We start from the raw sequence: 17,469 nt of genomic DNA, 5'->3' as shown, positions 1-17,469 counted from the left end.
CCCCCCGCCGTATGGCGGGCGAACCCGTGGCCTATCTCACGGGCACCAAGGAGTTCTACGGCCTGCCGCTGCAGGTGGACGCCCGCGTGCTCGACCCGCGCCCCGACACCGAGACGCTGGTGGACTGGGCTTTGGCGCTCGCCGCGCCCGCCGCCCGCATGGCCGACCTGGGCACCGGCAGCGGTGCCATCGCCCTGGCCCTGCAAAGCCAGCGCCCGCAGGCCCAGGTGCTGGCCGTGGACGCCAGCGCCGACGCCCTCGCCGTCGCCCGCGCCAACGCCCGGCGGCTGGGCCTGCCCGTGCGGTTCGTCCAGGGCCACTGGCTGGACGGCATCGCCGGCCCGTTCGACCTGATCGTGAGCAACCCGCCCTACATCCCCGCCACCGACCCGCACCTGGCCGCGCTCACGCACGAACCGCTGTCGGCCCTGGCCAGCGGCGACGACGGCCTTCAAGACATCCGCGCCATCGCCGCGCAGGCCCCCTCGCGCCTCGCGCCCGGCGGCTGGCTGCTGCTGGAGCACGGCTGGGACCAGGCCGAGGCCGTGCAGGCGCTGCTGCGCGCGGCGGGCTTCGGGCAGGTCCACAGCCGCCATGATTTGGCCGGCATGGCCCGGTGCACGGGCGGGCAGCGGACTGGGTGACAATCCGGCGCTCCAGCGTTCAGGAGCCCGCCCCATGCGCCATGCCGCTCTCGCCAGCCTCGTCATTGCCCTCGCCCTGCTGAACCCGGCGCACGCAGCCCCGTGCACCGATGAGGATTTCACCCTCCGCGTCAGCGGCGCATCCGAATGCCTGTTGACGCGCGCCTACGGTCAAAAAGAAGCGCCCGACGTCCTGCTGGTCTGGCTGCACGGCGACGTCTCCTCGGGCGGCCCGGCCAACTACCATTTCGCCCACGCCGAACGCAGCGCCAGCACCTTCGCCGACCACAAAGTGCTGTCCGTGGCCCTGGTGCGCCCCGGCTACCCCGACGGCAGCGGCGAAAGCTCGTCCGTAGCCTTCATGCACACCGGGCGCACCGATCACTACACCAAGGAAAACCTCACCCAGGTCGCCACCGCCATCGAGCGTCTGCGCCAGCACTACCAGCCGCGCCGCGTCATCGCCATCGGCCACTCCGGCGGCGCGGCCACTGCGTCGGTCATCCTGGGCATGTGCCCCGGGCTAATCGACGCAGCCATTCTCGTCTCCAGCCCTGGCGACCTGGCGGCATGGCGCGAGGGCCGCCGTCCATGGCACCGCAGTGAAAACCCGATGGCCTGGACCGACAAGATCGCGCCCACCACACGCGTCATCGCCTTGACCGGCGAGGCCGACGACAACACTCGGCCCGAACTGGCCCGCCGCCACATCGAAACCCTGACCCAGCGGGGCATCCAGGCCACGTTCACTCCGCTGCCGGGTGAAGGGCATAACAGCGCGCTGCGCTCGCCAGAAGTGTTCGGGGCCATACGCACCTTGCTGCAAGAACGCTGACAGCGTCCAAGGCCTACAGCCGCACTCCTTCCCCATGCAAAGCCCGCGATGCGGGCTTTGCCGTTTGGCGGGCCTGCAGTACTCCTGTCAATACCGCACTTTGTGGTATCGACAGCCAGAGCGGCCATGGATTCAATCGGTTACAGCGTTTCGCATCGTTATGAACATGCGATCAATCGTGAATTCATGAGGAGAAACACATGCATATCTCAATGCGCTTGACCATCCTGGCCTCACTCACCGCCTTGGTAGCGTGCGGAGGCGGCGGAGGTGGCGATGATTCTGATAGTGCGCGCTTTGTCACGTGGAATGACAACGCCAACGGCGTCGTCATCAAGGACGCCGCCAATGAGAGCTTTGGTGTCGAAAGCCAGTCGCGGCTCGTGGTTCATATCAGCAGGAATATCCGATTGAATGATTTGTCTGTCAACAGCAATGCCCAGGTATTAGCCAAGGGAACGCTCATTGGTTCGGTGATTATGGACAGCGGAACCAATGGCACACGGATCGCCGTTTTCAAATGCAGCAATGGAACGGTCATGCGGCTGGAGATTTCCGACAACGGCAGCAATTATTCTCACAATTGCACTAATGCCCCCGCGCCATCGCCAGCCCCATCTCCTGCACCGTCGCCGTCTCCTGCACCGTCACCGTCACCCGTACCCTCTCCTGCGCCATCCCCATCACCCGCACCCTCGCCTGCTCCAGCCCCGGCACCGCAATCCGCAAACCAATGCATTCGGCTGAGTCAGAACCAATCCGGCAGCTTCACCGTTACCAATACATGCAACATCACGGTTGAATATACCTATTGCACCTTGTCTGGATATTGGGCTTGCAAGGCCAAGCCCTCATCTTCCAGCCCCACTGGCTATTCATACGGCACCGGAGCATCCTCAATATCTCCTGGAAATACACAAATAATCCCAGAATCAAGAAACTCGGGATATATATGGACATACGCATGCATTTGGCCCGGCCTTCCATTTATTACTGATTTTGATACCAGAACGATCACCACAAACTCACGCGCCTACGGCATTTGCAGATAAGTCAATCACCCAATGAAAGTCGCAAAAAAACTTCCCTTACTATTCCTATCTGCCATATTGCTCACCGGTTGCGGCTACCGCCACATCGCCGCCCTTGAAAACGGAGGCCAGAGCTTCATCGACATCAAGGCCAACCCCGATACCTCCGTGGCTCTGGAAACCCTGGCCCCCAAGGATTCCGTGGTGGTGGCCGACGATGGCGGCAATCTGATCACGGCGGCCACCAACGATGTGCACGTGGTGATGGTGGAGCCCGAGTCGATTCCCATCGGCCTGGGCATCCCCGATTTCGACCTGCGCTTTGGCTGGGCGCTGGGCAGGGGCAAGACGCCAGACCAAGCGCAGGAAAAGCGCTTCGCGCTTGCCGCCGTCAAGGAAGTGGCCTTGCAGGCCGATCGCTGGCAGCAACAGGGCCACCACGAGTTGTCCCAAGAGCAAATCCTGCAAGGCCGCGTGCCGGTGGTGTTCCGCGTGATCGCCTACAACGCCGGAAACCGCGAGTTCCAGGGGGCCATGGGCTTCAACGACCGGCTGGCCGTCAACGTGGAGTTCGATAAGGTGCTGTCCACCCGCAAGGTGGCCGATGTCTCCATGGCCAAAGCGCTCATGTCTCTGGTTCCTATCCTGGGCATCTTCGCGGCGGACATGGACCGGTTCCAGCCCGTGGCTAATGCGGCGGTGCAGACGCAGACCACGTTCGACCGCGCCACGGGCGTGCTGCGCCACCAGATTACACCTATCCAGTTGACGCCGGGCGAAGGAGTGGAAATCCGCTTCGCCGCGCATGTGCTGCTGCCCCGGGATGAAGCGCTGCTGAAGGCCCGCATGAAGCCCCCCGTCCAGCGTTGATTGACGGTTTCCAACAACCGGGTCATCACTCCACCGACATGAAGGAACGAAAAATGCGCCGCCAACCCCGCTATTTCTTGGCACCCGCCGCCCTGGCACTGCTGGTCCTAGCAGGCTGCACGACGATGAAAGCCATCGAAGCGACGGGAGATGAACTCTCCAAAGGCAACATATTCACAGGGGTGTATTAGGGCACCATGGGCGTGGCCATGGGTGCCATCATGGATGTATTCACCCTGGGTGGGAGCATGGATGCCAAGGACAGTGCGCAAATGTGGACCGGCGCAGCTAATCAATATGCCGCAACCGAGACACATTCAGGGGATACGACGACAAGTTCGACAAAATGCAGTGGCGAGATTCGCTCAGTCAGCAACGCCCATCACCGTTGCCAGTGCGAGGGAGGGCACGTAGGTTCCGGAACGAGTAGTGGTGGAACCCGGTGGGTTACTTGCGACTTTTCCAATGGAAATCATTGGGGGTTCAACTTTCCCCTGATGGCACGATTCAGGGAGCCGTACGATAGTTCACAGCACATTGCATCGCGCATGCTCAGGCCTTGCGCAAGCGGGAACAAGACGCATCTAATCAGCCTCTAGAGCTTATCCAGCAAGCGCATGCAGCTATCAATTTATAGAAGGAGGCCTCGCACCAGCACCACCACGTCCTGCTGCGAGGGTGTGCAGAATTTTGTGTAAACGGACAATCCACCGCCGGCGCGAGCCGGCCTGTCCGTAAGCACAATGAGCACCAAGAAACACGACGTACCCGAAGAACTGCTGTCTGGCCTGCTGGCTAACTACAAGAAGCCTGAAGACCTCATCGGCGAGAACGGCCTGCTCAAGCAGTTGACCAAGCTGCTGGTCGAGAAGGCGCTTGACGCCGAACTAACCGAGCACCTGGGCGTAGCGCATCAGCATGCGAATATCCCGGTGCCCACTGAATACCTGCAGCTCCGGGATGCTGAATTTGCCGGTCTCGGCCAGGCGCGACAGTGCCTCATGCCGGCAGTCGTGGATGCGCAGGTCCTGGATGCCGGCCATCGAGCACGCCTTGTCCCAGGCCCCCACGATGTGGTCCAGGCCCACATCGAAGACGAAGGCTGTGTTTTTGGGTAACTCGGCCAGGATGTCGATGAGGTCCTGGCGCAGTGCGAGCTTGCGTGCACGCCCGTTCTTGGTTTCAGGAAGGTAGGCCGTCTTGGCTTCAAAGTCGATGCGGTCCCAAGTCAGATTCACGGTCTCGCCGCGGCGCGCTCCTGTCATGACCTGGAAGAGGTAAAAAGCTTGCAGATAGGGCTCGACATGAGCCTCTTCCTCGGCCTGCGCCCGCAGGCGATTTCGAACCTCCACCAATACCTTCTTGCGGGCGCTTGGGCTGGTGAACTGCATGTTCGACATTTCCTGGTCGGCAAGTTCGCGCAGAACGGGCTGGACGGCGCGCTCCAGGTCCAGTTGGGCGAGCGCTTCCAGCAGCCGACGCTCTTCGTCGGCAGAAATCCGGCGGTCGCGCTCGTTGAAGAAGTCCGGGCGCCGCACGGCGTCCATCGGGTTCTTGGCGAGGTTGTAGTCCCAGACTTTCAGTGCCACCTTGAAGATGGCCTTGAGTCGGTCGATTTCCCGGTCAACCGTTCCCTTTGCGACGACCTCGAGGCGCTCGTCGATGAAGCCCTCGATGTCGACCGTGGTGACCTCTGCCAGGCGCTTGTGAATCCAGGCGAGTTCCGTGCTGGGTTGGCGCATCTTGAATTTGGGCTGGCGCACCTTGCGCCCCCGCGCCCGAAGCTCTTCACGGTATTGGGCGAGCAATTCGATACCTCGGGGCCCGCTGTCCTCGAGCCAGCCCTCCAGAACGTAGGCCAGCACCTCGCCGCTTTTCTTGCGGCTGGTTTCTTCGAGCAGATAGCGCACCAGGATGTCCGCGAAAGTGACCTTCAGGGCGGCTGTGTAGTCGATGAACAGGCCGCGCTTGCGCTCTTCGCTGGTCTTCTCGATGAACTGGGTGGCCGCTGCTTCTGACTCGAAAGTGGCTTCGAGCGGTTTGTGCCCCCGCTCGCGGATGCGGACCAGCCAGCTTTCGTCGAGCTGCTCGGCGCGAGGTTTGTAGCCCTGGGCGCGCAGCTCCTTCATGTAGGCCTCGACTGCGGCCACCTTGCTGAAGCTGAAGTGCTGGGTCAGGTCGGGCTTGTTCTTGACGGTGACGCGAAAGCGGCTGCGGTTGGCGATGTGTGCCATGGATATCTCCGTTGAATGAGGAGACTCCTGTAGGCAGAGCGCTTATACGCAATCGGTTGCGGCGCCCTTGAATCTCTGCCGTTTGGCACAGAATTGGCACAGAACCGCCAGAAAACAAAACAGCCGCGTCGTGGCGGCTGTTCTAAGTGCTTGATTTACAAGGTATTTCTGGTCGGGGTGAGAGGATTCGAACCTCCGGCCTCTACGTCCCGAACGTAGCGCTCTACCAGGCTAAGCTACACCCCGCGAGATGCTGGGCCGCCAAGTATCAAACTCGGCGCTCCAGCAGCTGAGCCGCTAATTGTAGCAAACCTTCAGTATAAGAATTGGATGGCAGTGGCGAAAGTGCCTCCATGGCCAGCCGGGCCTGGGTCGCGGCGGCTTCACGCGTGGCGGTGAGGGCGCCGGTTCGCCTGACGATGTCGATCACGGCGGGCAGTTCGTCGGTAGAGCCTGTTTCGATCACGCGGCGCAGCAGCGCGCGTTCGGCGTCGCTGCCGCGTTGCATGGCGACGATGAGGGGTAGGGTCACCTTTCCCTCGCGCAGGTCGTCACCCAGGTTCTTGCCCATCTCCTGGGCATCGCCGTCATAGTCTAGGACGTCATCGATCACCTGGAAGGCGGTTCCGAGTGCTTGGCCATAGGCGGCGCAGGCCTGCTCGATGGCAGGGGTACTGTCGGAGAGGATGGCCGCGAGCCGGGCGCTGGCTTCGAACAGCTTGGCGGTCTTTGAGCGGATCACGCCCAGGTAGCCTGCCTCGTCCAGCGAGGCGTCGTGCGTGTTCATGAGCTGCTGCACCTCGCCCTCGGCAATCACGTTCGTAGCGTCGGCCAGGACCTGCATCACGCGCATGTTGCCCGTGTCCACCATCATCTGGAAGGCGCGTGAATAGAGAAAATCGCCCACCAGGACGCTGGCGGGATTGCCGAAGTTCTCGTTGGCGGTGGGGCGGCCTCGGCGCAGCGTGGATTCGTCTACTACGTCGTCGTGCAGCAGTGTGGCCGTATGGATGAACTCGACCACGGCGGCAAGGTTGAAGCGTTGCGCGCCCTGGTACTGCAGCGCGCCGCTCATCAGTAGCAGCAGGGCCGGACGCAGCCGCTTTCCGCCCGCCGAGATGATGTATCGCGCCACATCGCCGACCAGCGCGACCGAGGACGTCAAGCGTGAAGCAATGACCTTGTCCACCTCCTGCATGTCGTCGGAAATCAGGGCGAGGGTGGCGGCGGTGCGGGGGGAGTTGGCGGCCAAGGTGGTTGAGGGCTGTGGTGTAAACGGATGATTATAGGAAGCGGTGCCGTACCTCCCGGGAGCACTCGGGCGGCTGCCTCAGTGGACCTAGGCACGAAAAACAGGTTGTTGTACAATTCGCGGTTCTGCGGAAATCCTTTCGCAGAACTCCAGATCAAAGAGGTTTACATGTACGCGGTCATAAAAACCGGTGGCAAGCAGTATCGCGTTGCCGCTGGCGAAAAAATTAAGGTAGAACAGATTGCTGCGGAAGTGGGCCAGGAGATCGTGATCGACCAGGTTCTGGCTGTCGGCAACGGCGCTGAACTCAAGGTGGGCACGCCCCTGGTGTCCGGCGCAACCGTGAAGGCCACGGTCGTGGCGCACGGCAAGCACGACAAGGTGCGCATCTTCAAGATGCGCCGTCGCAAGCACTATCAGAAACGTCAAGGCCATCGCCAGCAGTTCACCGAGCTGCAGATCGAAGCGATCGCCGCTTAAGCAGGAGCTGATGTCATGGCACAGAAAAAAGGCGGCGGCTCTACGCGAAACGGGCGCGATTCCAAGCCCAAGATGCTCGGTGTGAAGGCCTATGGCGGTGAACTGATCAGCGCCGGTTCGATCATCGTGCGCCAGCGCGGCACGCGCATCCACCCCGGCGTCAACGTCGGCGTGGGCAAGGACCACACCCTGTTCGCGTTGGTGGACGGCCACGTGTCGTTCGGCACGAAGGGTGCACTGTCCAAGCACACGGTGAGCGTGACTCCGGCCTGAGGCCCGTCGCTGCTGGCTCTACCCAAAGCCCCGCTCGTCGGGGCTTTGTCGTTTCCGGAAGCTGTGCTCCCGGATGGCTTTTGTAAACTGGATACCCATGAAGTTCGTCGACGAAGCCTTTATCGACGTTGCCGCAGGTGACGGCGGCAATGGCTGCGTGTCGTTCCGGCACGAGAAATACAAGGAGTTCGGAGGTCCCAATGGCGGAGACGGTGGCCGCGGCGGCCACGTGTTCGCTTTGGCCGACCCCAACCTCAACACGCTGGTGGACTTCCGCTACTCCCGCAGGCACGAGGCCAAGCGGGGCGAGCACGGCATGGGCTCCGACATGTTCGGTGCGGCCGGCGCGGACGTCACGCTGAAGATGCCCGTCGGCACCATCATCAGCGACGCGGATACGGGCGAGGTGCTGTACGAACTGCTGAACCCTGGCGAGGTCACCATGATCGCCAAGGGGGGAGACGGCGGCTTTGGCAACATGCGCTTCAAGAGCGCCATCAATCGCGCGCCCCGGCAGAAGACGCCCGGCTGGCCGGGCGAGAAGAAGAACCTCAAGCTGGAACTCAAGGTGCTGGCCGACGTGGGCCTGCTGGGCATGCCCAACGCGGGCAAGTCCACCTTCATCGCTGCCGTTTCCAATGCGCGTCCCAAGATCGCGGACTATCCCTTCACCACGCTGCACCCCAACCTCGGCGTGGTACGCGTGGGGCCGGAGCAGAGCTTCGTGGTGGCCGACATCCCCGGCCTGATCGAAGGCGCTTCGGAGGGGGCGGGCCTGGGGCACCAGTTCCTGCGGCACCTGCAGCGCACCCGCCTGCTGCTGCACGTGGTGGACCTGGCGCCGTTCGACGATTCCGTGGACCCGGTGGCGCAGGCCAAGGCCATCGTCGGCGAGCTCAAGAAATACGACGCGCAGCTCTACGACAAGCCGCGCTGGCTGGTGCTCAACAAGCTGGACATGGTGCCGGCCGAGGAGCGCGCCGCACGCGTGAAGGACTTCGCCCGCCGCTTCAAGTGGAATGGCCCGGTGTTCGAAATCTCCGCCCTGACGCGCGAAGGCTGCGAGCCGCTGGTGCAGGCAATCTACCAGCACGTGCACGCCCAGCAGCAGGCGCTTCAAGCCCCGGTCGAGGTGGATCCCCGCTTCGCGGACGGAGAGACGCAGGCTTGATGGTGGCGTTGGTGCTATTGATTCAATAGCTGATTGCGCTTGATGGATAAGCGCTAGAGGCTGATTTCATTCAAATATGGTTTCCAGTGTATTGCGCGATGCGCGGCGTATCGTGGTCAAGGTGGGGTCGAGCCTCGTCACCAATGAAGGACGGGGGCTGGACGAGGTCGCCATCGGCGAGTGGAGCCGCCAGCTCGCGGCGCTGGTGCGGGGCGACGGCGGCGCGACGCGCGAGGTCATCATGGTCTCCAGCGGTGCGATCGCCGAGGGCATGAAGCGCCTGGGCTGGGCCACGCGCCCCAGCGAGATCCACGAACTGCAGGCTGCTGCCGCAGTCGGGCAGATGGGGCTGGCGCAGATGTACGAAACCAAGCTGCGCGAGCAGGGCATGGGCAGCGCGCAGGTGCTGCTCACCCACGGCGACCTGGCCGACCGCGAGCGCTACCTGAACGCACGCTCCACACTGCTCACGCTGCTGCGCCTGGGCGTGGTGCCGGTCATCAACGAGAACGACACCGTGGTCACCGACGAGATCAAGTTCGGTGACAACGACACGCTGGGCGCGCTGGTGGCCAACCTGGTGGAGGCTGATGCGCTGGTCATCCTGACCGACCAGAAGGGGCTCTACACGGCCGACCCCCGGCGCGACCCGGCGGCGCAGTTCGTCCATGAAGCCCAGGCGGGCGATGCTGCGCTGGAGGCCATGGCGGGGGGCGCGGGCTCGTCCATCGGCAAGGGCGGCATGATCACCAAGATCTTGGCAGCCAAGCGGGCCGCTGGCTCCGGCGCCTCCACGGTGATCGCCTGGGGGCGCGAGCCCGATGTGCTGCTGCGCCTGGCGCGCGGCGAGGCGATCGGCTCGCTGCTCGTGGCGCAGACGCAGAAGACCCAGGCGCGCAAGCAGTGGATGGCCGACCATCTGCAACTGCGCGGCTCGGTGACGGTGGATGCCGGCGCCGTGGCCAAGCTGCTGGGCGAGGGCAAGAGCCTGCTGCCCATCGGCATGGTGGCCGTGGAAGGTGACTTTGCACGTGGCGACGTGATCGCCGTGCGCGACACGGGCGGCTCCGAGATCGCGCGCGGCCTAGCCAACTACGCCAGCGCCGAGGCGCGGCTGCTGTGCCGCAAGCCCTCTACGGAGTTCGAGCGCCTGCTGGGCTATGCGGCGGAGCCGGAAATGGTGCACCGGGACAACCTGGTGCTGACCCACGCCTGACGGAGTGTGTGCCAGCGTGTGTCCCGCGGAAAGCGCGGGACTGGGCCATGCTGGCGGCTATTCGTCGGAGCCGGGAGGTGTTTCCGAGAGCGGTGCGGGCATGCTGCTCTGCGGATCGGGGTCGAAGCTGGCGCCCGGAGGCAGTTCCATGCCAGGCTTGACGAACAGCGAACCCGTGCGATGCAGGGCGGCCGGAGTGCCGCTCTCCGGTTCGCGCGAACGCATGCCGCTGCGCAGGTAGCGGTTGCGTTGTTCGTAGCGGGGGAGGAAGCGCGCGAGTTCCGTCAGCGCCATTTCATAGACGCCGCGCTTGAACTCGACCACCACGTCCAGCGGCACCCAGTAGTCGTTCCAGCGCCAGGCGTCGAACTCGGGGTGGTTGGTGGCGCGCAGGTTCAGGTCCCAGTCGTGGCCCAGCAGTTGCAGCAGGTACCAGATCTGCTTCTGTCCCTTATAGTGGCCGCGCGCATCGCGGCGGATGTACCGGTCCGGCACTTCGTAGCGCAACCAGTCCCGGGTGCGGGCGATCACACGTACCTGGTTGGGGCGCAATCCCACCTCTTCGTGCAGTTCGCGGAACATGGCCTGCTCCGGGGACTCTCCGCGGTCGATGCCGCCTTGAGGGAACTGCCAGCTGTGGGTGCGTATGCGCTTGCCCCAGAATACCTGGTTTCTTTGGTTGAGCAGGACGATGCCGACGTTCGGCCGAAAGCCGTCGCGGTCAAGCATAATCTAACCCCAAATTTTTAAAACTGTGGTCATTATGCACGCTGCCCCGCCTGCGGCAAGCGAGGGCGCCACGGTCGCCAGGTTCGTTCGATGAAAGCTTCCCAATTCTTCGTTTCCACCTTGAAAGAGGCTCCGGCCGATGCCGAGGTCGTCAGCCACAAGCTCATGATGCGCGCCGGGCTCATCAAGAAGCTGGGTGCCGGGATCTACAACTACATGCCCATGGGGCTGCGCGTGATCCGCAAGGTGGAAGCCATCGTGCGCGAGGAAATGAACCGCGCGGGCGCCGTGGAGTGCACCATGCCCGTGGTGCAGCCGGCCGAGCTGTGGCAGGAGACGGGGCGCTTCGAGAAGATGGGCCCGGAGCTGCTGCGCATCCAGGACCGCCATGGGCGTGACTTCGTGATTCAGCCCACCAGCGAGGAAGTGGTCACTGACATCGCACGCCAGGAGCTGCGCAGCTACAAGCAGCTGCCCAAGAACCTCTACCAGATCCAGACCAAGTTCCGCGACGAGCGCCGCCCGCGCTTCGGCCTGATGCGCGGGCGTGAATTCATCATGAAGGACGCCTACAGCTTCGACCGCGACCAGGCCGGCGCCAAGGTGAGCTACCAGATGATGGCCCAGGCCTACCGCCGCATCTTCGACCGTTTCGGGCTGCGCTACCGCGCCGTCGCGGCGGATTCCGGCGCCATCGGCGGCGACCTGAGCGAGGAATTCCAGGTGATCGCCGCCACGGGCGAAGACGCCATCGTCTACTGCCCGGCCAGCGACTACGCGGCCAACATGGAAAAAGCCGAGGCTCTGGCGCCTGCCGGGCCACGTCCCGCCGCCAGCCAGCCGCAGGCGTTGACCCCCACGCCCGGCAAGAGCACCTGCGCCGACGTGGCCGCGCTGCTGGGCGTGCCGCAGGCCACCACGGTCAAGTCGCTGGTGCTGGCCACCGACCAGGCCAACGAGTCCGGCGAAATCGTCAAGAGCCAGGTGTGGCTGCTTCTGCTGCGCGGCGACCACGACATGAACGAAGTCAAGGTCTCCAAGGTGCCCGGGCTGGATGCGGGCTTCCGCTTCGCCACTCTGGCCGAGATCGACGAGCACTTCGGCTGCAAGCCCGGCTACCTGGGCCCGCTCGGCCTGAAGAAACCCGTGAACGTCGTGGCCGACCGCGAGGTGGCTGTGATGGCCGACTGGATCTGCGGCGCCAACCAGGAAGATCACCACATCACCGGCGTGAACTGGGGCCGCGACCTGCCCGAACCCGACCTGGTGGCCGACCTGCGCAACGTGGTGGCAGGCGACCCGTCGCCTGACGGCAGGGGGGAACTCGCCATCGAGCGCGGCATCGAAGTCGGCCATGTGTTCTACCTGGGCACCAAGTATTCCAAGGCCATGAACGCCACCTTCCTCGGCGAGGATGGCAAGCCCGCGTTCTTCGAGATGGGCTGCTACGGCATCGGCGTGACGCGCCTGCCGGCCGCCGCCATCGAGCAGAACCACGACGAGCGCGGCATCATCTGGCCCGACGCGATCGCGCCGTTCACCGTGGTGCTGTGCCCCATCGGCATGGACCGCAGCGACGAAGTCAAGGTCGCCGCCGAGAAGCTCCATGCCGAGCTGCAGGCCGCGGGCGTGGACGTGCTGCTGGACGACCGGGGCGAACGGCCCGGCGCCATGTTTGCCGACTGGGAGCTGATCGGCGTGCCGCACCGCGTGGTACTGTCGGACCGCGGCCTCAAGGAAGGGCAGGTGGAATACCAGCATCGCCGCGACACGGGGGCCACCAAGGTGGCCGTGGACGAGGTTTTCGATTACCTGAAGAACCGCTTGAAGGTATGAACAACGAGGGGATTGCACGGCGCGGCGGACTGTCGCGCCGCGCCTGCTTGGCATCGCTTGCGGCCGGTCCGGCCGCGTGGCTGGGCGCGCCTGCGGCAGCCCATGCGGGCAGCCAGCTGGAAGAGCCGCTGATGGATTCCGTGCGGTCGGCGCTCACCTCCGCCGTGGCCGACCTGGCGCCGCCCGAGCCGCTCTTCGCCAGCACCGAGGCGCGCCTGTCGTACCTGCGCTGGCTGGGCACCATGAGCGACCGCCTGCGCAGCCGCAAGCCCGACTGGGAGGTGCGCCGCGATTTCCTGCAGACCGCCTGGTACGAGGCCAAGCGCGCGGGCCTGGACGTGTCCCTGGTCATGGGCCTGATCCAGGTCGAGAGCGCATTCCGCAAGTTCGCCGTCTCGCCCGTGGGCGCGCGCGGCTACATGCAGGTGATGCCGTTCTGGACGCGCGTGATCGGCGACGGCGATGCGTCCAAGTTGTTCCACATGCAGACCAACCTGCGCTTCGGCTGCGTGATCCTGCGCCACTACCTCGACCGCGAGCGCGGCGACCTGTTCATGGCGCTGGGCCGCTACAACGGCAGCCGGGGCAGGGCGCCTTACCCGAGCGCCGTGTTCGCGGCGCAGCGCAACTGGTTCTTTCAGGAGCGCATCGCCTCGGCGGCCTGAGTGCCGGCCGCGGTTGGCTCCAGCCGCGAAACCATCACCTGGTCGATGCGGTAGCTGTCCACGTCCAGCACCTCGAACTTGTAGCCGCCCCAGTTCACGCTGTCGGTGCGGCGGGGCACGCGGCGCAGCATCACCATGAGGAAGCCCGCGAGGGTCTCGTATTCGTCGGCATGCGGCAGCTCGTCGAGGTCGAGCGCGTGCAGCACATCGTTCACCGGCGTCATGCCGTCGATGAGCCAGGAGTTCTCGTCGCGGCGCACGATCTGCTCCTCGTCGGCGGGGCCCACGAGGTCGCCCATCACCGTGCTCATCACGTCGTTGAGCGTCACCACGCCCACGACCAGGCTGTATTCGTTGACGATGACGGCGAAGTCCTCGTGCACCTGGCGGAACTGCTCCAGCACCTCGGCCAGTGAGAGGCGGTCGGGCACGATGAGCACCTTGCGCACCAGGCCGTCTTCGGCCAGCGAGATGGGCTGGTTGTTGAGCACGCGCTGGAACAGGTCCTTGGCGTCCACGTAGCCGACGACGTGGTCGATGTCGCCCTCGCATACGGGGTAGGTGGAAAACGGCTCGGCCGCGATGCGCGCGCGGATCACCGTGTCGGGGTCGTCGCGCAGGAAGTAGGCCACGCGGTCGCGCGGCGACATGCTGCTGGCCACGCTGCGCGAGTCGAGCTCGAACACGTTCTCGATCACCTGCTGCTCGCGCGCGGCCAGCACGCCCGAGCGCGTGCCGGCTTCCATCATCGCGAGGATGTCGTCGGAGGTGACACGCTCGTCGCGCAGCGAGGTCAGGCCCAGCAGCCGGAAGACGACGTCGGCACAGCGGCTGTAGAACCACACCACGGGTCGCAGCAGCGCCATGGTGGTCTGCATGGGCGCGATCACACGCAAGGCCAGGCGCTCGGGTTCGGCCATGCCCAGGCGCTTGGGGAACAGGTCGGCGAACAGGATGAACAGCGAGGTGATGACGGTGAACGAGGCGAGGAAGCCCGCCGTCTGCGCGCGTGCGTCGCTCAGCCACAGGCTGAAAATTTCCGTGAAATGGGGGCTGAGCGCCCCCTCGCCCACGATGCCGCCGAGCACCGCCACGGCGTTCTGGCCGATCTGCACGGCGGTGAAGTAGTCACCGGGGTCCACCTGCAGGCGCAGCACCTGGTCGGCACGGCGGTCGCCCTCGTCGGCGAGCTGGCGCAGGCGCAGGCGGCGCGAGGCGGCCAGGGAGATCTCCGCCAGCGAGAAGAATGCGCTGGCCGCGATGAGCAGGGCGATGACGAACAGGCTTTGCGAGAGGGACATGGGAAGGCCGTTGGGGGCCCGCGCAGGCGCGCGGACGGGCGCCTTGCGGGAGCCGTCCGAGTGTAGCGGGCGCGGGGCGGCGCGCGCCGCCCGGGGCGCTACTGGGTGAAGCCGATGCGCGGCTTGCGCGCCCCGGCAGAGGACGGCAGGTCGGCGGGCTCGATCTGCCCGCGCTGCTCCAGCCGGGCATTGCCAAAGCCGGTCATGAGCGCGCGGCGCATCTCGCGCGGCGGCATGCGGGCCAGCAGGTCCAGCACGTCGGGCGTGGGCTCGGGGTCGAAGTGGCGGCCCCAGCCGTGTTCGCCGCGGATGCCCTGGTACAGCCGCAGGGCGATGGCCCGGGCCTGCTCCAGCGTGGGAGCCTGCAATTCGAACACGTTCATGCGGTTCAGGATGGGATCGGGGATGCCGCGTTCGTCGTTGGCGGTGGTGATCCAGATGACCTGGCTCGCGTCGATGGCCACGTCGGCGAACTCGTCGGTGAAGCTCTGCGCGGTGTCGTGCTCCAGCAAGCCGTAGAGGGCGCCCAGCGGGTCGTACTGCGCGTCGCCCGCGGCCTTGTCGATCTCGTCCACCACGATGACCGGGTTGGCGTACTCGCCCTCCACGAGGGCCTCGAACACCTTGCCGGGCCGCGCGCCCTTCCATTGCGAAGACGCGCCCGACAGCAGCCAGCCCGCGGTCATCGAACTCATGGGCACGAGGTTCATGCCCGTGCCCAGCAGTTCGGCGAGATGGCGCGCGAAGTGGGTCTTGCCGATGCCGGGCGGCCCCAGCAGCAGCATGGGGGTCACTTCCAGCCCGTCGCGGCTGTCCTGGGCCAGGGCCACGTGGCGCTTCACGTCGTCCAGCACTTCGGTGAAGTTGGGCAACTGCTCGTACAGGCCTGCCATGTCGGGAACGCCCGAGGGCTTGACCTGGAAGCGCTCGGGGCCGCGCTCGAGCATGCGTTCGTACACCGTACGCAGGTTCTCGTAGTCTCGCTGGCTGCCGGCTTCCTGCAGGCGCGCGAGTTTGCGCTCGACGTCGCCGGGGTGGAACACGCTGCGCATCTGTGCCACCGGCAGCGACAGGGCCGGGGGCTGGGGTACGAGGCTGTGGCTGGTCATGGCGCGCTCCTTGGAACGGGTCCTCATCCTGTCGATACGCAGCCATTCAAGCACGGCGGCGGCGCTCCGGTCGTCGGAGGAATCCCGCATTCGCCGGACAGAAAAAAACCGCTCCAGGGAGCGGTTGGTTCCTACGCGCGGCGGTGGTTCAGCCGGCCTGCTGGGCGCCCAGCACCTGCTGCAGCTCGCCCGACTCGTACATCTCCATCATGATGTCCGAGCCGCCGATGAATTCGCCCTTCACATAGAGCTGCGGGATGGTGGGCCAGCTGCTGTAGTCCTTGATGCCCTGGCGGATTTCCTGGTCTTCCAGCACGTTCACGGTGGCGATGTCCTTGGGGTCCACGCCGCAGGCCTTGATGATCTGCACGGCGCGGCCGGAGAAGCCGCACATGGGGAAGCTGGCGCTGCCCTTCATGAACAGCAGGATGTCGTTGGTCTTGACCAGTTGGTCGATGCGTTGCTGGACGTCGCTCATGGAATTCTCCTGGAATGGGCGCCCCGGGGGAGGGCGGCGATGGGGCGATTATTTCACTCCCCCGGCTGTTCGGGCATTGACCCGCCGCTGCATCGGGCTATGGCTGGGCGGATTGGGAGCTTTCAGGATGGGAATGCAGCAGCGGACATGTTATGTTTGGCTGCATATGGAGGCGCTGTGCATAGTCTGCTCGGAAACGTTGCTGAACAGTTGTATGACGGCATCACCTGCGCCGATGACTGGAACGTGGCACTTGGCGCGCTGTGCCGAGCGACGGACAGCGTGCTGTTCCATCACGTCAGATGGGATACGCAAGCGCAGTGCGTGCTGGATGGCGTAACGAATGAAGTGCTGCGCGCCGACAAGGTGCGCGAGTACGAGGAACACCATGCGGCCCACGACCCGCGCGTGCCGCTGATCATGAATCTTCCGGTGGGTGAGCTGTTGCTCGACCATGAATATTTCAGCCCGCGTGCGATGTCGCGCAGCCCCATCTATGCCGATTGGCTGGCATCCCACGGCCTGCGCCATTCGCTGGGAGTGCCCGTGTACGACGATGGCCGCACGCGCGAATGGGTCTGCCTGATCCGGCCCCTGGACCATTCCGCTTATGGGGATGGCGTTCGCACGCTGCTCCAGCGTTTGATGCCCGACCTGTTGCGCGCATCGCGCCTGCGTGCACGCATGGAGGGCGTGGTGGCACAGGCTGCCATGGGCATGGCAGCGCTGGACGCATTGCCCCAGGCCTTGGCGCTGGTCGAAGCCGGCGGACAACTGCGATACGCCAATCCGGCCGCGCAGCGCATGCTGGCGGCTGGCACGGGCTGGCGCTTGCACCATGGGCGCGTGTGCGCTGACAGTCTCGCCGTGCAGGAACGGCTGGGGCGCAGCGTCAGCATGGCCTGCCGCCGCGCTGGAAACGCGGGTGCAAAAAGTGCGCGCGCCGTGGCCAGTACGCTCCATGCTCCGCAAAACTCCGGGCCGGGAGAGTTTGCGCTGCACGTGCTGCCCCTGCACCCTGCCCACCCATTGGCGCAAGTGCTCCGGGAGCGGCCCCTAGCCCTGCTCGTGTGGACGCAAAAGCAAGGAGCGCAGCGCCTGCCTGAACTGGCCGCCACCCTGGGCTTGACGGAAACCGAAGCGCGCTTGGCGCAGACCCTGGCGCAAGGGCTGTCGCTGAAAGATTTTGCGCAGATGCAGGGCTGCAGTTGGCACACGGCGCGCACGCACATCAAGAACCTGATGCGCAAGACGGGTTTGCACAGGCAGCAGGGGGCGTGTCCGAATTTTTGTGTAAACGGGTCGGACTTCAATTGACGGAGATGCGGTCTCCGAACTGAATGGT

17 protein-coding genes, 1 tRNA gene and 1 pseudogene are annotated in these 17,469 nt (G+C 64.9%); 12 read left to right on the top strand and 7 right to left on the bottom strand.

All coding sequences use genetic code 11. The features are described from left to right. From prmC to AVS7_RS24470, 5 genes and pseudogenes are all read left to right on the top strand, one after another. Positions 1–644, top strand: a 644-nt coding sequence (gene prmC, locus AVS7_RS14565; RefSeq protein WP_024001617.1) for a peptide chain release factor N(5)-glutamine methyltransferase, incomplete at its 5' end; no start/stop codon positions are given. Positions 645–678: 34 nt separating this feature from the next. Next, positions 679–1,479 (top strand): S9 family peptidase, encoded by an 801-nt coding sequence (locus AVS7_RS14560; protein WP_020229149.1) that lies wholly within the window; start codon positions 679–681, stop codon positions 1,477–1,479. A gap of 200 nt (positions 1,480–1,679) precedes the next feature. After that, positions 1,680–2,531, top strand: coding sequence for a hypothetical protein (locus tag AVS7_RS24475; RefSeq protein WP_144425113.1), 852 nt, complete (start codon positions 1,680–1,682; stop codon positions 2,529–2,531). 57 nt (positions 2,532–2,588) lie between these two features. After that, positions 2,589–3,380: a hypothetical protein gene (locus AVS7_RS14555; RefSeq protein ID WP_020229147.1), complete on the top strand. Its 792-nt coding sequence runs from the start codon at positions 2,589–2,591 to the stop codon at positions 3,378–3,380. A 743-nt stretch (positions 3,381–4,123) separates the two neighbouring features. After that, a pseudogene (locus AVS7_RS24470) lies at positions 4,124–4,285 on the top strand (IS256 family transposase); the annotation flags it as partial. Here AVS7_RS24470 and AVS7_RS14550 read toward each other — a convergent pair. The 3 genes from AVS7_RS14550 to AVS7_RS14540 all read right to left on the bottom strand — a co-directional run bounded on the left by AVS7_RS14550 (position 4,268) and on the right by AVS7_RS14540 (position 6,866). Continuing rightward, entirely contained in the window at positions 4,268–5,614 is a 1,347-nt protein-coding gene (locus AVS7_RS14550) for a site-specific integrase (protein ID WP_020229146.1), read from the bottom strand. The pseudogene AVS7_RS24470 and the gene AVS7_RS14550 overlap by 18 nt on opposite strands. Before the next feature lie 169 nt (positions 5,615–5,783). Next, positions 5,784–5,860: transfer RNA gene (locus AVS7_RS14545), tRNA-Pro, on the bottom strand. 22 nt (positions 5,861–5,882) lie between these two features. Then, complete coding sequence (locus tag AVS7_RS14540) at positions 5,883–6,866, bottom strand: polyprenyl synthetase family protein (RefSeq protein WP_020229145.1); 984 nt, start codon at positions 6,864–6,866, stop codon at positions 5,883–5,885. Positions 6,867–7,034: 168 nt separating this feature from the next. Here AVS7_RS14540 and rplU point away from each other — a divergent pair, with 168 nt between their 5' ends. The 4 genes from rplU (at position 7,035) to proB (ending at position 10,006) form a co-directional block, all read left to right on the top strand. Then, positions 7,035–7,346: a 50S ribosomal protein L21 gene (gene rplU / locus AVS7_RS14535; protein ID WP_024001616.1), complete on the top strand. Its 312-nt coding sequence runs from the start codon at positions 7,035–7,037 to the stop codon at positions 7,344–7,346. A gap of 15 nt (positions 7,347–7,361) precedes the next feature. Continuing rightward, positions 7,362–7,619 (top strand): 50S ribosomal protein L27, encoded by a 258-nt coding sequence (rpmA, locus tag AVS7_RS14530; protein ID WP_011804286.1) that lies wholly within the window; start codon positions 7,362–7,364, stop codon positions 7,617–7,619. 97 nt (positions 7,620–7,716) lie between these two features. Then, positions 7,717–8,790, top strand: a complete 1,074-nt coding sequence (cgtA, locus tag AVS7_RS14525) for an Obg family GTPase CgtA (RefSeq protein WP_020229143.1) — start codon at positions 7,717–7,719, stop codon at positions 8,788–8,790. Positions 8,791–8,866: 76 nt separating this feature from the next. After that, positions 8,867–10,006: a glutamate 5-kinase gene (gene proB / locus AVS7_RS14520; protein ID WP_024001615.1), complete on the top strand. Its 1,140-nt coding sequence runs from the start codon at positions 8,867–8,869 to the stop codon at positions 10,004–10,006. 57 nt (positions 10,007–10,063) lie between these two features. Here proB and AVS7_RS14515 read toward each other — a convergent pair whose 3' ends face one another. After that, positions 10,064–10,735, bottom strand: a complete 672-nt coding sequence (locus AVS7_RS14515; RefSeq protein ID WP_020229141.1) for an RNA pyrophosphohydrolase — start codon at positions 10,733–10,735, stop codon at positions 10,064–10,066. Positions 10,736–10,825: 90 nt separating this feature from the next. Here AVS7_RS14515 and AVS7_RS14510 point away from each other — a divergent pair, with 90 nt between their 5' ends. Both AVS7_RS14510 and AVS7_RS14505 read left to right on the top strand, forming a co-directional pair. Continuing rightward, complete coding sequence (locus AVS7_RS14510; RefSeq protein WP_020229140.1) at positions 10,826–12,571, top strand: proline--tRNA ligase; 1,746 nt, start codon at positions 10,826–10,828, stop codon at positions 12,569–12,571. Further along, entirely contained in the window at positions 12,568–13,236 is a 669-nt protein-coding gene (locus AVS7_RS14505) for a lytic transglycosylase domain-containing protein (protein WP_020229139.1), read from the top strand. Before AVS7_RS14510 ends, AVS7_RS14505 begins: the two co-directional genes overlap by 4 nt. Here AVS7_RS14505 and AVS7_RS14500 read toward each other — a convergent pair. The 3 genes from AVS7_RS14500 to grxD form a co-directional block, all read right to left on the bottom strand. Continuing rightward, positions 13,209–14,537, bottom strand: coding sequence for a hemolysin family protein (locus AVS7_RS14500; protein WP_020229138.1), 1,329 nt, complete (start codon positions 14,535–14,537; stop codon positions 13,209–13,211). The genes AVS7_RS14505 and AVS7_RS14500 overlap by 28 nt on opposite strands. A gap of 98 nt (positions 14,538–14,635) precedes the next feature. Further along, entirely contained in the window at positions 14,636–15,646 is a 1,011-nt protein-coding gene (locus tag AVS7_RS14495; RefSeq protein WP_020229137.1) for an AAA family ATPase, read from the bottom strand. A 148-nt stretch (positions 15,647–15,794) separates the two neighbouring features. Further along, complete coding sequence (gene grxD, locus AVS7_RS14490) at positions 15,795–16,124, bottom strand: Grx4 family monothiol glutaredoxin (RefSeq protein ID WP_020229136.1); 330 nt, start codon at positions 16,122–16,124, stop codon at positions 15,795–15,797. A 147-nt stretch (positions 16,125–16,271) separates the two neighbouring features. On the opposite strand from grxD, the gene AVS7_RS14485 reads away from it, so the two are divergent. Further along, positions 16,272–17,441 (top strand): helix-turn-helix transcriptional regulator, encoded by a 1,170-nt coding sequence (locus AVS7_RS14485; RefSeq protein ID WP_159402789.1) that lies wholly within the window; start codon positions 16,272–16,274, stop codon positions 17,439–17,441. The last annotated feature ends 28 nt before the right edge of the window (positions 17,442–17,469 follow it).

This window comes from Acidovorax sp. MR-S7, from assembly GCF_000400995.2.
Classification (GTDB): Bacteria; Pseudomonadota; Gammaproteobacteria; order Burkholderiales; family Burkholderiaceae_C; genus MR-S7.
The sequence above is the reverse complement of the archived record's forward strand: the minus strand, read 5'-3'. Positions and strand labels throughout refer to the sequence as shown.